The following is a 15,819-nucleotide window of genomic DNA, read 5'->3' as shown; positions in this document are numbered from 1 at the left end:
GTTCGCGTATACGGGTCAGTAGACTGTCACAGCGCCTTGGCCGCCTTGCGGCACGCTTCGAGGGTGGCGTCGATGTCCTTGTCACTGTGCGCGCCGCCCATGAAGCAGGCTTCAAACTGGCTGGCGGGCAGGTAGACGCCGTTTTCCAGCATGGCGCGGAAGAAGGCGCCAAAGCGCTTGGTGTCGGAGGTGACGGCGTCGGCAAAATTGTTCACGCTGGCCTGTTCGGTGAAGAAGATGGTGAACATGCTGCCCAGCTGGTTGAGGACGTGGGGGATGCCGACTTCCTTGAGGATGGCGCTCATGGCCTGGCTCAGCTGGGCGCTTCTGGCATCGAGTTCGGTGTAGAAACCTTCGCGGGCCGTGGCCTTGAGAGTCTGGATGCCGGCTACCATGGCCAGGGGGTTGCCTGAGAGGGTTCCGGCCTGATAGACGGGGCCGGCGGGGCTGATCATCTCCATGATGGCTTTTTTGCCACCGTAGGCGCCCACGGGCAGTCCGCCGCCGATGACCTTGCCGTAGGTGCTCAGATCGGGCTGCACGTCGGGGTTGAGGCCCTGATAACCGCTGGGGCTGAGGCGGAAGCCGCTCATGACTTCGTCAAAGATCAGCAGGCTGCCGTATTTTTCCGTCAGCTGGCGCAGGCCGGACATGAAGGCTTTGTCGGGATGGATAACGCCCATGTTGCCGGGGACGGGTTCGAGGATCACGCAGGCGATGTCTTCGGGGTGGGCCTTGAAGAGCTCTTCCACCGAGGCGAGGTCATTGAAGGTGGCCGTGAGGGTGTGTTTGGCGTAGTCGGCGGGAACGCCGGGGCTGGTGGGGACGCCGAAGGTCAGGGCGCCGCTGCCGGCTTTCACCAGCAGGCCATCGCTGTGACCGTGGTAGCAGCCTTCAAACTTGACGATCTTGTCGCGCCTGGTGTAGCCACGGGCCAGGCGAATGGCGCTCATGGTGGCTTCGGTGCCGCTGTTGACCATGCGCACCATTTCCACGGAGGGCACACGCTCGCAGACCATGCGAGCCAGCTCCACTTCCAGTTCGGTGGGGGCGCCATAACTGATGCCACGCACCATCTGGCGCAGCAGGGCGTCCACCACGTCGGGGTAGCCGTGGCCCAGGATCATGGGGCCCCAGGAACCCACGTAGTCGATATATTCCTTGCCTTCGGCGTCCTTGATCTTGGAGCCAAAAGCCGAGTCGATGAAAACGGGATCGGTGCCCACGGAGGCGAAGGCGCGCACGGGGGAGTTCACTCCACCGGGGATATACTGGCGGGCCTGTTCGAAGAGCTGTTTTGAATTCATGCTTACTCCTTATGATTATGGGAATTTTCTTGCTGCACTCTGGCGCTTATACTATATAGTGGAGCCATACTTTGCAAAGGAGAATTCTCCCCGTGGCTTTTCTGAAAAAAATATTTTCCCGCAGCGACTCCGCTGAAACCCCTGCCTCCCCTGAAGCTCCCCAGCAAACGGAAGCTCTTCCCACAGAAGATGAAACTGTCACATCGGGCGGCGTGTTCGCGCGCCTGAAGAGTCGCCTCAGTCGCACCAGCTCGGCGCTGACCCAGCGCATTGAGGCTCTGGTTCCCGGCAAGACCACCATCGATGACGAATACCTGGATGAGCTGGAAGAGGTCTTCCTCAGCGCCGATGTGGGGGTAAAGACCACCATGGAAATCATGGACCTGGTGCGTGAGAATGTGGGCCGGAGCCTGAAGGTTCCCGGAGATATCCAGCCCTTTCTACGCCGTGAGATCGGCCGCATGATCAGTCTGCCGGCAAAGGCAGAGACCGAACCTGCCAAACCCCATGTGATCCTGGTGATCGGGGTGAATGGTTCGGGCAAGACCACCACCACGGGAAAACTGGCCCACAAGTTCATCGGTCAGGGCAAAAAGGTGGTGCTGGCGGCGGCTGACACCTTCCGCGCCGCCGCCATCGAGCAGCTGGCCATGTGGGCCGAGCGCACCGGTGCCCATATTGTCAAACACCAGCATGGCGCCGACCCCTCCGCCGTGGCCTACGACGCCACCAAGGCGGCTCTCTCCCGCCACGCCGACGTGCTCCTGATCGATACGGCGGGGCGACTGCACACCAAGAGCAACCTCATGGACGAGCTGAGCAAGATTGAACGGGTGATCGGTCGCGATATCCCCGGCGCTCCCCACGAAACCTGGCTGGTGCTGGATGGTACCACCGGGCAGAACGCCCTGAACCAGGCGCGCCAGTTTCTGCAGTCGGTGAAAATCACCGGCTTTGTCCTCACCAAGCTCGACAGCACCTCCAAGGGCGGCGCTATCATCGGCATCATCCGCGAACTGGGCGTCCCCGTGCGCTACATCGGCATCGGTGAAGGCGTGGAGGATCTGCAGGAGTTTGACGCCGAAAGCTTTGTGGACGCGATTTTTGGAGTATCACCCTCAGCAGCCTGCGAAAAGGAAGAAAAACATGTTTGAACTGAAAGTGACAGAAGAGTTTGCCAGCGCCCATAATCTGCGGGACTACCAGGGCAAGTGCGAGAATATACACGGCCATAACTACGTGGTGAACCTCTATGTGCGTGGCGAAAAGCTGCAGCACAACGAAATGCTGGTGGACTTCAAGGTGATGAAAACCTGTCTGCGGGAGGTCATGGAGTACCTGGATCACAAATACCTGAATGATGTTCTTCCCTTTGACCAGTGGAACCCCACCGGCGAGAATATCGCCCGCTATGTCTATCAGGAGTGCAAACGCCTGCTGGCGGAACAGGGGGTGGCCAACGCCACCGTCTGGAAGGTGGAGGTGTACGAAACCAGCACCTCCAGCGCTACCTACTGGGAGTAGGGTTGCAGCCATGTATATGCATGGGGAAATGTGCAGTGGAGCAGCACTCCGCCAGTGTTCCTCCCAGAGACACTCGCTTTCGTCCATGGCTCGAGTCTCTGCCGCTCGCCATCCAGGCTCGCTCTCGGAACACTGGCGCTTCTGCTGAAAAAAAGTCCATGGTGCAGCCGTGAAGAGTTCCGTCTTTCTTTCGGGAAAACTTGAGCCCCGTCAATTTTTCTTCCGCTGTTCTGGCGTACATTGTGTGCACATGGAATTGCAATGATGCCCGAAGGAGATAACGATGCACAGCGGATGTTCTGGAACATTTACGAGTGGTGCCCAGGTGGTGGACAAGCTGCGGATGATGGGGTTTAATAATCAGTTTTTTCCCATTCCCGTGCATTTCACCTGCACCAACTGTCAGACGGAATTTATGATGGAAACCCTGGAGTCCCAGTGTCCCAGCTGCCATATGACCTATGGCGTGACACCCTGCCACGCCCATGACCCCGACAGCATTCAGGCGGCGGGAATTCACTACTGACAGGCTGCAGATGCAGGCAATAAAGGGCCCGGACATTGTCCGGGCCCTTTGCGCGTCAGGCGTGTTCAGTCGTTGTGGGTATTCTCGTGCTTCCGTGTGCCGGTGGCGGGAGGCAGTCCGGGTGCTTTGGCTGGTGCGGCGTCGTCGCCGATGCGGAAGACGCTCAGGTGATCCTGGACATCCATGGCCAGTCGGGCCAGGTCGCTGGAGGCGTGACCCACTTCTTCCGATGCCTGGGCGGTTTCCTCGGCGGCGGCGGAGATGTTCTGAATGTCGCCGCTGATCTGGTCGGCGGCGGTTGACATCTGCTCCATGGCGGCCACATTCTGCTCAATCAGCTGCTGCAGGCTTTCCATTCCTCCCAGGATTTCCACGAAAGCGCTGTCGGTTTGCTGGGCAAGCTGATTGCCGCTCTGGGATTTTTCATTGACGGTGGCCATGGCGCTGGTGACCTGGTTGACTCCACCCTGAATGCTCTGGACGATGCTGATGATCTCCTGGGTGGATTCCGTGCTGCGTTCGGCCAGTTTACGCACTTCGTCGGCCACCACGGCGAAGCCTCTGCCGGCGTCGCCGGCGCGGGCCGCCTCTATGGCCGCGTTGAGAGCCAGCAGGTTGGTCTGGTCGGCGATGTCGTTGATGACCTGGATGACCTCTTCCACCCGTGCTGCTTTTTCTTCCAGGGAGCGAGCTGCGCTGGAGGCCTCTTCTGCCTCATTGGCAATGGCTTCCATCTCGCGGGTAGACTGCTGGACGATCTGCCCACCGCGGCGGGCCTGGCTCAGGGCTTCCACTGAACTTTCGCGGATATCGGAAATGTTGCGGGTCACCTCCCCGACCGTCTGGGACATTTCCATGGCAGCGGAGGCAATCTGGGAAACGCTTTCCGCCTGGACGTTCATGCCGGCGCTCATCTGGGTGGAAGAACTGCTGAGCTCCTCACTGGCTGAAGCGACCCCATCGGCGGAACGTCGGATATTGAGGATCATGTCGCGCAGATTGGTGATCATTTCGTTCAGGGCCTGGGCCAGCTGACCGATTTCATCGCGCTGGTTCAGGGGCAGGCTGGTGTCAAGGTTGCCAGCGGCAATTTCACGGGCGAAGGCCATGCTGAGATGCAGGGGGCCGACGAACATGCGGGTGATGGATATCGCCAGGAAAACTCCCAGCAGCATGGCGACGATGATGCCGATAATGAGGACGCGAACAGCTTTACTTGCCTCTTGTTCCTGGTAAAGGCTTATTTCGTTTACTGTTGCATCTATGCTCTCTGTAGCGCGAGCAATATCATGGCGCAGGTCAATGAAGAGACTTGTCATGGTTTCTCTCTCATTGATCCAGCTCTCAATAGTCTGTCGGTAGGTGTTGAGTAGTCGGTTTGAGTTTTGAATACTCTCCAGGGTAGCCTGTGGGGCGTTATAGTTGACAGACCATTGACGGAGCGCTTCAAGGTTAGTGTATACGTCCTGCAGGACTTCCCAGAGTAAATTCAAGTGGGCTTCATTGCTGCGATTGTCATAACGTTCGGCAGTGTAGCGCAGGCGAAAGATGTTTTCTACCAGTGCACCCTGCGCTGTGATAATGGCGACACGATCCTGGATTGCGGTTAAATCTTTCGTTGCTTCTAGTTGTTTTTCCACCATGGGTTGAATGTGTTGTGCGATTTGCTGAGCATCACGGCGTAATTCCAGGCCAATGTTGTCCATTTGACTGAATGCCGTGTTGGCATTATTGCGAGCTTTTTGGTAGAGCTCGAATGTTTGCTCTATTACCTGAGTTCCATCAATGGCCTCTTGCAATGAGCTTGAGTAAAAGTTTTCTGATGCTGACTGTAGCCTGGCTTTGCCTTGTTTGAGTTTTTCTGCGGCGTTTCTTGCCTGTTGCGTGTCTTCGAAGAGGGCATAGCGTAAAATGTCTCTGCCAGCATCATATATTTCCATGGCAGCCTGATTGATGTCAATGGCAATCCCTGAAGCTCTGCGGGTATCACCCAGTGCATTGTAGCCGATTAGGCCGATGAAGAAAGTTATCAACAAGATAAGGCCGAAGCCACCACCCAGCTTGGCGCTGGCGCGCAGATTCTTGAACATGGTCTCTCCTTTATGTGGCATGAAATTTACTGAAAATGTGACAGCATCGTCGAAAGATTGATGTGAGAAAATTTTGAGTTCTACAGTATCATGGGCTGGTGTCCCTGATGATGGATTCAAAGTCCAGCATCATGATCAGTCGATCATCCATGCGAATAACGGAGGTTATGCTCTCCCGCTGCCCCTTCTGCTGGAAGCTGGCTGTCGATTCCAGATGTTCCGGGCAAACCTGGTAGATGCGGTTGACCGCATCCACCAGAAATCCGTGGAACCCCTCCTGGAATTGCGTGACGATGACCCTTTTCTCCTCTGCCGGGCTCCCTGCTTCAGCCTTCAGCCAGTGGGCAAGGTTGATCAGGGGGATGATGTGCTCGCGCAGGTGAAAGATGCCGAGAATACTGGGATGGGCTTCGGGAAGTGGTGTGGAAGCGGGAACTTTGATGATTTCCCGCACATGGCTGACATCAATGCCGTAGTGCACGGGCACGCAGACATTGTCAGCGCTGCGGTGGTGCAGCTGAAATTCAATGATCTCGCCGGCGTGGGGTGGCTGGGCGGTGTTTGTCTCCATTACTCCTCCTGCTGGTGTGGTGGAAAAAGGGCGCTGCCTGCCTGGGTGGAGGGCGTACAGCCGATTTGCTGGTGAATGCGCCAGAGTTTCACTTCAATATTGAGAAAGGCACTGACAACGACAGGGTCGAACTGCTGGCCTGACTGCTCGACGATGATGTCGCGGCAGGCCCGGCGTTCATAGGCGGGTTTGTAGCTCCGCGGGCTGCTGAGGGCATCGTACACGTCGGCCAGGGCGACTATGCGGGCGCCTATGGGAATGGCTTCAGCGCACAGTCCGTGGGGGTATCCGCGTCCATCAAAACGCTCATGGTGATAGAGGACGATATCCCGCGCGGTGGTGTAGGTCTGCAGGTCCATGGTGCGGCAGATGTCATCCACCAGGTAGCTGCCGATGGTGGGGTGCTGCTGGATCAGGTGGCGCTCCTGCGTGGTCAGGAAATCCTCCTTGTGCAGGATGGTTCCGGGTATGCACACCTTGCCGATGTCGTGAATATACGAGAGCTCCATGATGCGACAGGCGTGTTCCGGCGTCAGCCTGCGCAGCTCCAGGCGCAGCAGCTCCTGGGTCAGAGCCTGCGTGAAGTACCGCACCCGCTTCAGGTGGAGGATGGTCAGCGGCTCATGGTGGCGGGTGATCTGCGCCAGCTGGAGCAGGCAGTTGCGGCTGCTGAGCGTTGCTTTTCGCAAGGGGGTACTCCTGGCAAGACGGTGGAGATGGCAGCTTCCTGATGGAATATGGCAAACCGGTATTCTGTGCTGGGGGTGATATTTTCGTTCAGTGGTGAATGCGCCTGCTTCTCAGATATTATATTTTGCGATTGAGAGTTACTTGTTGTATGGGTTTGGGAGTTCGACGTATGAACAAGGGGGCTTTCTGGTAATTGTTGAGTCGTCAAATGTCTCCCGCTATGCAAAAGAGAGTAGCAAACGCATTATTTTCGCGCAAGGTATTTTTCTCCTATTTCGTCGATAATCTGTTCTATGCGGGCGCTTCTGGCTTTGCCGTTCACTACCTGTGAAACGCAAGATGGCGAGACACCAGCCATCTGGGCTATTTTTTTCTGCTTAATGCCGGTTTCATCTATGATTAGCCGTAATCTTTCTGTCTTTTTTTCTGTCCCCATAGTATCCTCTATGACTTAACTTTTATGAAGTTTACGTTGTGATGCTATAGCAATAACGTGCAGACACTCTAACATGCAATGGCGAGGAAATGAATGCTAAATCAACGACTTCGTGAACTCCGCAAAATGCTTGGGCTCACCCAGGGCGAATTTGCCTTCCACGTAGGAACTTCACCGGGCTATGTCAGTGAAGCTGAGCAGGGAAAAAAAGTTCCTGGTGGAGAAATTCTTCGGCGGATCTGCGAAAAATTGAATGCCAATATCAACTGGCTGCTGACGGGAAGTGGCGATATGTTTCTCGAGGGGCACGCGGGGAGCCTGCCCTCTGGATCAGCGCCTGTGCGGACGACGGAGTATGATTTTGTCAGCGTGACGCCCTATCGTGCCTGGGAAAGCCAGAGCCATGGGGCCTGTGTGTGGCAGATGGACGCGCACTCGATATTGTGGCTCTACCGCCCGTGGATCGAGTGCCACCTGAGAATCAGCAAGGAGGTCGTCTGGTCACTGTGTATGCAGGGTGACAATATGGACCCCACGTTGCGGGCTGGAGATATTCTGCTGGTGGACGGAAGCTGCAAGGAAGTCGCGATAGAGGGCATTTACCTGATCTGCTGTGATGGCATGCATGCCGTTCGCAGGGTGCAGCGCATGGGCTCCACACTGACCCTCTCCAACGATAATTCTGCTTATCGGGATACTGACCTGGATGTTTCCCGTAAGGGTCTGGAAATTATCGGTCGCGTGGTGGCTCGATTGGCGGCGCTCTGACAGGCTGGTCACCGTGGGGGTTCGGCCCCGCTCACCAGAGGTCATAGACGAGACTGATGGCGGTGATAGTGTCGGTGTTTTCCTTGTTGGGGGGCACATCGGTCTGATGCTTTACCGTGAATGACAGACGCACGGCAAGCTGCCGGTGCATCTGGGTGGTCAGCGACAGGACCGACTCGATTTCCGTATTATCGGCGCCGGACTGGATCAGCAGGTCTTCGCCAAGGCGAGTGCTGTCCGTCATGCGCCACTTCCAGGAGAGTGCTCCACGGATGATGGCCTCACGGTCGCGTTCGCCACTGAGCATTTTCACCTGCCTGGCACCGGCGCCTATTTCCGCGTCCAGCTCATGGGTGGGCCCGTCCAGCAGGCGACGACCATAGCCCACTGCTTCCGAGAGTTGGTAATCGTAGCCCTTGAAGCGATCTTTCTCATAGCGCACCACGCCGAAGAGGTAGTCGTTATTGGTGAATTTCCAGTCGGCCTGGCCGCTGCCCAGATAGCGTTCGGCGGTGGTGGTGCCATCTTCGGCGCGGTTCAGGGCTTCCAGTTGCACGGTGTAGCGCCAGGACTCCTCTTCAAAACGCATTCGGGATTTGGCGTTGAGGGTGTCGGCGTCCGTATTGCCGCGGGCAAAGAGCCCGCCCACTTCTGCCTGTCCGCTCCAGCCGTTCTTGCCGCTCCACCCGGCCAGGGCCGGGGAAGCCTGGGTGAATGCAAAGGCCAGACTTGTGGCAAGCAGGAATCGGTTTCGCAGCATCAAAAACACCTCCTCATGTTACCCTAGCAGCCTGCTGGCACACCGGCAAGCCGTTTTCACTCCTGCTGACGGGCGTGAAATATCCATTGCAATGGGTGGAGTCTTTATCGGACAATCCGTCGGAGCGCTTACTGAACCAAGATGGGAGCTCCCATGGAGTATACACATGACACCATTTACGCGAAACGGGTCCGCGTGAAGCAATACCGCGATGGATATCGTTTTGGGATAGATCCGGTTTTACTGGCCCGCTTTACGCCGGTGGCTTCCCGCAGGCGGGTGCTGGATATCGGGACGGGTTCCGGAGTTATTCCCCTGCTGCTGGCCTATCTGTACGGTGTGCAGGCTCTGCACGCGGTGGAGCTGCAGCCGGAACTGGCTGATCTGGCCAGGGAGAACTTTCGGGAAAACCAGGTAAACGTGGATCTGTTTGAGGGGAATTTTCTGGAGTACGAACCAGCAGAGGCCTTTGATTATATCTTTTCCAATCCGCCCTATCGCAAACACTCCAGTGGTGAGATGGCAACGGGCCAGCGGCGGTTGGCCCGCCACGAGAGCCTGATGACCCTGGAGCAGATGATCGCCCACGCCTCTCCCATGCTGCGGGGCGGGGGCAGCCTTTCCCTGGTGATTCTGACCGAGCGCTTCGCCGAGTTGACCCAGTATCTGCGTCGCCACAACCTGGAGCCCAAGCGAGCGCGCTTTGTTCACTCCACCCTGACGGCGGGCAGCCGCATCTGTCTGGTGGAGGCCAAGAAAGGGGCAAGGCCGGGGATGGAGGTGGAAGGGCCCCTGATCGTCTACACCGATGCCGGCAGCCAGACCTATACCGCAGAGTGCCGGCACCTGCTGTGGGAGGACGGCAAAGCGCCGGTGTGACAGGCCCCAAGGTTTTTCTGAAGTTACGCATCTTGTCGTCTTGGTTTAAGGTATTATTATGTTTACCATGCGAAAACCGTATTAACTTTGCATGCTTGACTCATCTGTTATTTCTCTTTTCGTTTGTGGATATTACCCTTTTTGACCGCGCAAAAAGGGCACAAAAACGCGCCCCCCGAACGCCCTTTTTTCCGGCTCGTTGGCTCGCCTGTTCTGGAGATCCAGCAGACACTGCATCCCTGCAGTGCTGCCGGACCACTCACTTCCTGTGAGTGTCCCGTTCGGGTCTTGCCAGCCAGGCGTCGCACTCACCGGACGGGCTCAGGGGGGAACGGCCTGCTTCTGTCTCTCCCCCGTGTGCTGGCCCAGCCAGGACGCGCCGACTGTCAGGCTGCTGAAAAGCCTCACCTGCGGCGTTGCTCACCAGTGCTCGTCGCTGCGACGTACAGGAAGTACGCCTTACTCCTTGCTTGCGCCTTGCACCTGAGAACTTTTCAATTGCCTGTATAACGCGATGGACCCGCAGGGTTGCCGCCACGAGGGCGGCAACCGCAAACCAAAAGCCATGGATGGCGGTTGTTTGCGGTCCCCAGTTCCAGGCAAGCGGGCGGCTGATAAGGGCAGCACTGGGGGCCGCTTCCCAGCCACTTTTTGCGGGTAAAAAGTGACAAAAGAATCTCGTATATATGGTGAGGATAATGTCAAGCGACGCAGTCTGTGCAGAACCATTTTTGCCATTCCAATATGGCATCAGTGTCGACGCCGACAACCTGCCGTTTCGGGGATACGAAATTTGGGGTACGGTTCTGGCTGGCGCTCGCCATTCTGGCGTGCTTTCGCTGTGCAGGCGAGGTTTGCCAGGCCAGCAGCAACGTGTTTTTCTCAGTACCAGAGTCCCCAGATGTTGCGTCTGGGTCGCCGGATAGTGTCGAAGGGTGATTCAAAAGGCGCGCGTTCTGTTTCCAGGACGGCGGGGGAAATATGGTCTGGAGGGGCCATGGTCAGTATGCGTTCAATGCGTTCAGCGGTGGGCGGATGGGTTCGCAGCAGTGAGGGGTAGGGAGTTTTGGTGCCGGGCATCAGGGCTCGCTCCAGCCACGAGTGCTGATAGCGTTCGATTTTTTCCAGGGCGACTGCCAGGGCTTCGGGGTCGCCGCTGATCCGCAGGGACTCCAGATCGGCGTCGTACTCTCTGGTCCGCGAGAGTGCCAGCTGCAGAAGCGCGCTGACGGTGGGCGCGGCAATCAGGGTGATGATCAGGAGCCAGGAGACCGTGGCTTTTCCGGCGGCAATCAGGGGCAGGTTAATGATCAGCAGAATCTGCCCGGCGAAGCTCAGGGTGGCTGTCAGGCGTGAGGCGATATCAGCCATGGACATCAGGCGCAGATCGCCGCTGGTGATGTGGGCGATTTCGTGGGCCAGAATGGCGCCCAGTTCGCGCATGCCCATGACGTGCAGCAGGCCGTGGGAAAGGGCGATGGCGGGGTTTTTGCGGCTGCCCACGGTAAAGGCGGTAATGGTATAGCTGGGCAGGAAATAGAGCTGGGGAGGGCGTTCCAGCCCGGCGCGGCTGCACAGGATGGCCAGCAGGTCGTGAATGCGGGGCGCGTGGCTGTAGCCCATGACTCTGGCGCGATACAGGCGCAGCACCATGTGGGGATCTATGCCGGGGGTCAGCAGAATCAGCGTGATGCCGAAACTGACGACCCAGAGGGCCCCCAGGGCTCCGGCCAGAAAGTACCCCACCAGGGCCATCAGCAGGCCCATGCCACTGAGCAGCGCGACGGTCTGCCATAGGTTGCCCAGTTTGGAGGCAACGTAGGAGAGTCGGTCAGGACTTCTTTTTTTCATCTTTTTTTATCTTTTTCGGCTCACACAGGTGGCCCTTTTTTTCGGATATCGCCTTGCAATGCTTGCATTTGTAAGCGCCTGCCTTGGCCGTGGCTTCAGATTTTCCCTTCAGGCATGATCCCATGGTGCCTCCAGCGGGTAGGTTAATGACTGAAGTTTCAACTCCCGAAACGGCAGGTTGTCGGCGCCGACCCTTATACCGTGCTGAAATGGATGAAATGATTCTATACAGGTAGTATTGATCGGCATTGCCCTCACCTTGTTTATAAGTTTCTTTTGCCACTTTTGGGTCGCCAAAAGTGGCTGGGAAGCGGCCCCCTGAGCCTCTTTGAGCAGCCTGCTGCCGGATCTCCAGAACAGGCGAGCAGGCGAACCGGAAAAACGGGCGTTCGGGGGGCGCGTTTTTGCGTCCTTTTTGCGCGGTCAAAAAGGACAATATCCGGAAACAAAAAGTGTAATACCAGATAAGTCAAGCATTCAAAATCAATACAGTTTCCGCACGATAAATGTCAGAATAATAGCATCTTAACCCAAGGTAACAAGATGCGAAACTTGAGGCCTTAAGTCAAGATAGCAAGATGCGAAACTTGAGTTAATGAGGGTATCATACGTCAAGGCACCGGCCGGGTCAAAGGCGAGAGAGAGGGGCGAGTGCAAGGAGCGGGGTCGGATGAAACTTGAGGTTTAATCTCAGCACAAAAAACCGTATAATGCTGCAGCAATATTGTACTGCCGTAGTTTGTGACACGTATGCGGCCCAAAGCAGGGGATATGGAGAAAGCTGAAGAAAAAGTCCTGGGGATCTACTCCACGGAAGATATACAAGCAACGCTGGAGCGTCTGTCCGAAAGCTTTCGCGTTATCATGCGCGAGCTGCGTTTCACCATCGTCGACGAGACGGAGCCCTATGCCCTGAGTGAACGCCAGATGGCAAAATCCTGGAAGGTACGGGTTGTTCACAGTAAGCAGCCGTCCCGCCACCAGTTTTTCATGAGTATTACGCCCGATGAGAAGGAGCCTCTGACCATGAATCTGCGGGTCTTCCGCCGCAGCGTGGTGGACGCGAACGATGCAAAGCCCTTGCAGGCCATTGAGGAGGAGATCTATCGCACCCTGGCCCTGAACAAGGTGGTTTTTGGTGTCGTGGGCCAGGGGGCCATTCGCAAAATGGCTCTGGATATATTCAATGAACTGCAGAAACCTTCCACCAGCGGGCCGGCGCCCTATATGGATTTTCCCATTGCCCACGGCCAGAAGCGCATTCACGGGCAGGACTCGCGGGTGCAGTACAACTTTGATCGATACAATCCCGTGGGAAAGCTGCGCCAGGACGGCTCCATGGACTATGCCAAAAAGGATTTCACCCAGTATGTCTACGCCAACAAGGTGATCATGACCTACTATATGCCGGTTCAGGGTCAGCCGGGCATCACGCCCCTGGGTGAAATTCTGCCCCAGCACGTTGGCCAGGATGTGGAGCGCTTCCCCTTCCGTATCACCTCCGATAATCTCAAGACCATTCATCGCCTGGGGCGCATGGAAGTGCTCACCCGCAAGGAAGGATACTTTGTCATTGACCGCAATGGGCGGGCAGACATTGTGGATAACCTGGATATTGAGGGTGAGGTGAACATTGCCGTTACTGGTGATATCTACTTCGACGAACGGCGCAAGGACGTGCGCATCGTCCATGACGAGGTGGACGAGGACGCTGTGGGCCAGGGGCGCAGTGTTGAAGGCGAGAATATCTACATCAAAGGCAATATCGGCCCCAATGCCAGGATCAAGGGGCGTCGCATCGAAATCACCGGCAGTATTCACTCCACGGCAACTATCGAAGGGGAGGAGTCTGTGCGTCTGAGCCGGGGCAGTGGGATTGTCACAGCTCCCGAGGTCGAGGCGAAATCCTTTCAGTCTGCCACAATTACTGCCGATAAAGTGTATATCTGGGGGAATGTGGTAAGTACGAAAGTGTTCTGCCGTACTCTTGAACATGCGGGCACCATGAAGAGCACTCAGGTTACTGCCGCTGGCCCCGATGTGATTCTGGGCCATCTGATTGGTTCGGACAACCTCATCCAGGTGGATTACCACGGAGTTCCTTCGGTGGAGAAGCTGGTTGAGGAGTACGACAGCGAGCTGGCAAAACTGGAGCTGGAGCTGGCCACCCTCAGTCGTGATATCCGCAATAAGTCCACGGAAATCCAGCACGACCGGGGTCAGGTGGAGAACGCCCTGAAGGAGATCGCGCGGGTTCGCAAGATGGGCAATGAGCCGCCGGTTGCCATGGTGAAGCTGGTCAAGAAATTCCGCGACAACAAGAGTTTTCTGGAAGAGGCACTTGTGCGCCTGGAAGCCGGTAAAAAACAGCAGAAGAGCACCGGGATGAAAAAGGAAAAGCTGCTGGAGATCACCCATAAAACCGCCGTGCATATCAGCGAAGGAGCTGAAGCCGGCAATCGCATACGGTTTTTCGGGCAGAGTCAGCCCAAGGAGATACCGGCCCAGAAACGGGCCATGATGTTGGAGCTTGGCCCCGATGGCCGATTGAGGGTTCTGCATGGATAATTCGCATATTGGCATGGTGGAACAGCAGATTGTGGTCAGCAATATTCAGGATGCCCTGGTGCAGGCATCCCACAAGCACCATATCGCCCTGGAGAACCTGGATTTTTCCATCCACAATATTTCTGATCTGCAGCGGGGAGAAGAGTTTTTTTACCGTGATTACACCATCGATATCTTCCAGCGGGGGTTTTCGCCGGTGGAGCTGCACTACTCTCTGAAAACCGCGTCCAATACCACCTCTGTGCGTTTTTATCAGGGCTCCAGCGTGGATGTCACCATGGCAACTCCCCTGGAAGTTCTTACGGAAATCAAAAAGGTGCTGGCCAAGGAGGGCGTGGTCTACGGGGTGTATGACGACGAAACCCTCTACCGGATTGCCGCCGCCGTGCACCGGGCCTTTGTGGAGAAATCCGATATTCCCGATGAACCCTTCGCCGTGGCCAGTGGCCAGAACCCCAGGGCCAGCGCTGATCTGGCCTACCCCACCTACCACTTCGACCGCCACGGACTGATTGCCAGCGGTGGTGGTCAGGAGCCCATGCTCTCTCCCTTTGAGATGGGCAAGGACACCTTTATCGTCCGCGAAGGCGAGCTGCTGATCACCGAGCCGATTCTGCGGGAGTCGCAGCTGCAGATCAGCACCTCCGGCTACATTGTCAATCCCGTCAACGGCCCGCGCCTGCCCTTCCATGACTTTTCCCCCGATATCCGCCGTGAACAGACCCCTGAAGCCTATCTCTACTACGCCGAAAAAGACGGCTACCTGTCGGTGGAAAAGGGCACACTGCTGATTCGTCCCCAGGTGAGCTTCGAGTCCGATGTCCTGGACAGCAAAGATGCTGCCCAGGCAAAAAAACGCGAGGACATTGTCCTTGGCGCCAGCGATGAAACCAAAGACGCCGTCAGCGCCGGTCAGGTCATCGAAGGCCGCAATGTCACCATTAACGGCCACGTGGGAGCGGGTGCCATCATCCGGGGGCTCAATGTCACCATCAACGGTGTCCTGCACAAGGATGCCTGCATCGAGGCAGAGCATGAAGCGGTGGTGGACATCTCCAAAGGAACCGTACGGGCTGATCGCGCCAAAATCAACATGCTGGAAGGGGGAACCGTCGAAGCCACCTCCAGTGTGGAGGTGCTGGGGAAATCCATGCAAAGCGTCATCAAGTCGCCGCGCATTTTCATCAACGAGCTGAAGAATTGCAGTGTGACCACCGGTGGCTACCAGATCCGCATCAACACCGTTTCCGACGGCACCAATTTTTTCACCATTGATCCCCTGACCATCGAGAGTGTCAATACACGCTACCAGATGGCCCTCGGCCAGCAGAAGGAACTGCTGAAAAAACTGAAGGCCATTCGTCAGTCCTATAACAGCAAGAAGAACCAGCTGGCCGACGTGCGCAAACAGTACGAACCCCTGCGGGGTAAGATCGAGAAGCTGCGCCGCCAGTCAAGTGCCGTGCCCTCAGCCTTTCAGAATATCGTTGAACGCCATAACAGCCTGACCAAGGAAGTCATCAGCCTGAAGCAGCAGGCCCAGGTGATCGTGCGCCAGCTCTCCACCCTGGAGGACTTCATCTATCGCATCCAGTATGTGGAAACCACCACCTCCTTCACCGTCTACAAGCGCCTGCCCAAAGGCAATATCCTCAAGTACGGCAAGAGCAGCGCCCACATCACCATCGACCAGGATCTGGCCGGAGTAACCGTGGGTAAAAATCGCGCCGGCAAGCTTGAATACCGCCTGGTACGTGGATAGCAAGGGTTTCTCCTTGCCACTTTTGGGTCGCCAAAAGTGGCTGGGAAGCGACCCCCAGTGCTGTCCTTCTCAGCCGCCCGCTTGCCT

At 56.8% G+C, this 15,819-nt stretch carries 15 protein-coding genes; 7 read left to right on the top strand and 8 right to left on the bottom strand.

The genetic code is table 11. The features are described from left to right. Nucleotides 1-26: 26 nt before the first annotated feature. Nucleotides 27-1,307: a glutamate-1-semialdehyde 2,1-aminomutase gene (gene hemL, locus ACZ46I_RS01540; protein WP_013505137.1), complete on the bottom strand. Its 1,281-nt coding sequence runs from the start codon at nucleotides 1,305-1,307 to the stop codon at nucleotides 27-29. Between the two features lie 92 nt (nucleotides 1,308-1,399). Here hemL and ftsY point away from each other — a divergent pair, with 92 nt between their 5' ends. From ftsY to ACZ46I_RS01525, 3 genes are all read left to right on the top strand, one after another. Then, entirely contained in the window at nucleotides 1,400-2,461 is a 1,062-nt protein-coding gene (gene ftsY, locus ACZ46I_RS01535) for a signal recognition particle-docking protein FtsY (RefSeq protein WP_013505138.1), read from the top strand. Beyond that, nucleotides 2,454-2,831, top strand: a complete 378-nt coding sequence (gene queD / locus ACZ46I_RS01530) for a 6-carboxytetrahydropterin synthase QueD (protein WP_464281214.1) — start codon at nucleotides 2,454-2,456, stop codon at nucleotides 2,829-2,831. Before ftsY ends, queD begins: the two co-directional genes overlap by 8 nt. A 283-nt stretch (nucleotides 2,832-3,114) precedes the next feature. Further along, complete coding sequence (locus tag ACZ46I_RS01525; protein ID WP_013505140.1) at nucleotides 3,115-3,357, top strand: hypothetical protein; 243 nt, start codon at nucleotides 3,115-3,117, stop codon at nucleotides 3,355-3,357. 65 nt (nucleotides 3,358-3,422) lie between these two features. Here ACZ46I_RS01525 and ACZ46I_RS01520 read toward each other — a convergent pair whose 3' ends face one another. The 4 genes from ACZ46I_RS01520 to ACZ46I_RS01505 all read right to left on the bottom strand — a co-directional run bounded on the left by ACZ46I_RS01520 (nucleotide 3,423) and on the right by ACZ46I_RS01505 (nucleotide 7,144). Further along, nucleotides 3,423-5,447 (bottom strand): methyl-accepting chemotaxis protein, encoded by a 2,025-nt coding sequence (locus tag ACZ46I_RS01520; protein ID WP_464281213.1) that lies wholly within the window; start codon nucleotides 5,445-5,447, stop codon nucleotides 3,423-3,425. Between the two features lie 88 nt (nucleotides 5,448-5,535). Continuing rightward, entirely contained in the window at nucleotides 5,536-6,018 is a 483-nt protein-coding gene (locus ACZ46I_RS01515) for a chemotaxis protein CheW (RefSeq protein WP_464281212.1), read from the bottom strand. Further along, the gene (locus tag ACZ46I_RS01510) at nucleotides 6,018-6,707 is read right to left on the bottom strand and encodes an HD-GYP domain-containing protein (RefSeq protein WP_464281211.1); all 690 of its coding nucleotides are present in this window, start codon (nucleotides 6,705-6,707) and stop codon (nucleotides 6,018-6,020) included. Before ACZ46I_RS01510 ends, ACZ46I_RS01515 begins: the two co-directional genes overlap by 1 nt. A gap of 245 nt (nucleotides 6,708-6,952) precedes the next feature. After that, nucleotides 6,953-7,144, bottom strand: a complete 192-nt coding sequence (locus ACZ46I_RS01505; RefSeq protein WP_464281210.1) for a hypothetical protein — start codon at nucleotides 7,142-7,144, stop codon at nucleotides 6,953-6,955. Between the two features lie 93 nt (nucleotides 7,145-7,237). Here ACZ46I_RS01505 and ACZ46I_RS01500 point away from each other — a divergent pair, with 93 nt between their 5' ends. Then, on the top strand, nucleotides 7,238-7,912 hold the full coding sequence (locus ACZ46I_RS01500; protein WP_013505143.1) for an XRE family transcriptional regulator: 675 nt from the start codon (nucleotides 7,238-7,240) through the stop codon (nucleotides 7,910-7,912). 31 nt (nucleotides 7,913-7,943) lie between these two features. On the opposite strand, the gene ACZ46I_RS01495 is transcribed toward ACZ46I_RS01500, so the two are convergent. Continuing rightward, on the bottom strand, nucleotides 7,944-8,672 hold the full coding sequence (locus ACZ46I_RS01495; protein WP_013505144.1) for a DUF481 domain-containing protein: 729 nt from the start codon (nucleotides 8,670-8,672) through the stop codon (nucleotides 7,944-7,946). A 153-nt stretch (nucleotides 8,673-8,825) separates the two neighbouring features. Between ACZ46I_RS01495 and ACZ46I_RS01490 the strand changes: the two genes are divergently transcribed. Beyond that, on the top strand, nucleotides 8,826-9,551 hold the full coding sequence (locus tag ACZ46I_RS01490; protein WP_464281209.1) for a tRNA1(Val) (adenine(37)-N6)-methyltransferase: 726 nt from the start codon (nucleotides 8,826-8,828) through the stop codon (nucleotides 9,549-9,551). Nucleotides 9,552-10,433: 882 nt separating this feature from the next. Here the strand turns inward: ACZ46I_RS01490 and ACZ46I_RS01485 are convergent. Beyond that, entirely contained in the window at nucleotides 10,434-11,402 is a 969-nt protein-coding gene (locus tag ACZ46I_RS01485; RefSeq protein WP_464281208.1) for a zinc metalloprotease HtpX, read from the bottom strand. Then, a complete protein-coding gene (locus ACZ46I_RS01480) occupies nucleotides 11,383-11,829 on the bottom strand; it encodes a hypothetical protein (protein WP_464281207.1) in 447 nt (148 codons plus the stop codon). The genes ACZ46I_RS01485 and ACZ46I_RS01480 overlap by 20 nt, the downstream gene beginning before the upstream one ends. A 344-nt stretch (nucleotides 11,830-12,173) precedes the next feature. Here ACZ46I_RS01480 and ACZ46I_RS01475 point away from each other — a divergent pair, with 344 nt between their 5' ends. Both ACZ46I_RS01475 and ACZ46I_RS01470 read left to right on the top strand, forming a co-directional pair. Beyond that, nucleotides 12,174-13,970 (top strand): flagellar assembly protein A, encoded by a 1,797-nt coding sequence (locus tag ACZ46I_RS01475; RefSeq protein ID WP_464281206.1) that lies wholly within the window; start codon nucleotides 12,174-12,176, stop codon nucleotides 13,968-13,970. Beyond that, entirely contained in the window at nucleotides 13,963-15,732 is a 1,770-nt protein-coding gene (locus tag ACZ46I_RS01470) for a FapA family protein (protein ID WP_464281205.1), read from the top strand. The genes ACZ46I_RS01475 and ACZ46I_RS01470 overlap by 8 nt, the downstream gene beginning before the upstream one ends. Nucleotides 15,733-15,819 lie beyond the last annotated feature (87 nt).

This window comes from Desulfurispirillum alkaliphilum (assembly GCF_055378285.1).
Note: the sequence above shows the minus strand (reverse complement) of the source record. Positions and strands in the feature narration are given on the sequence as shown.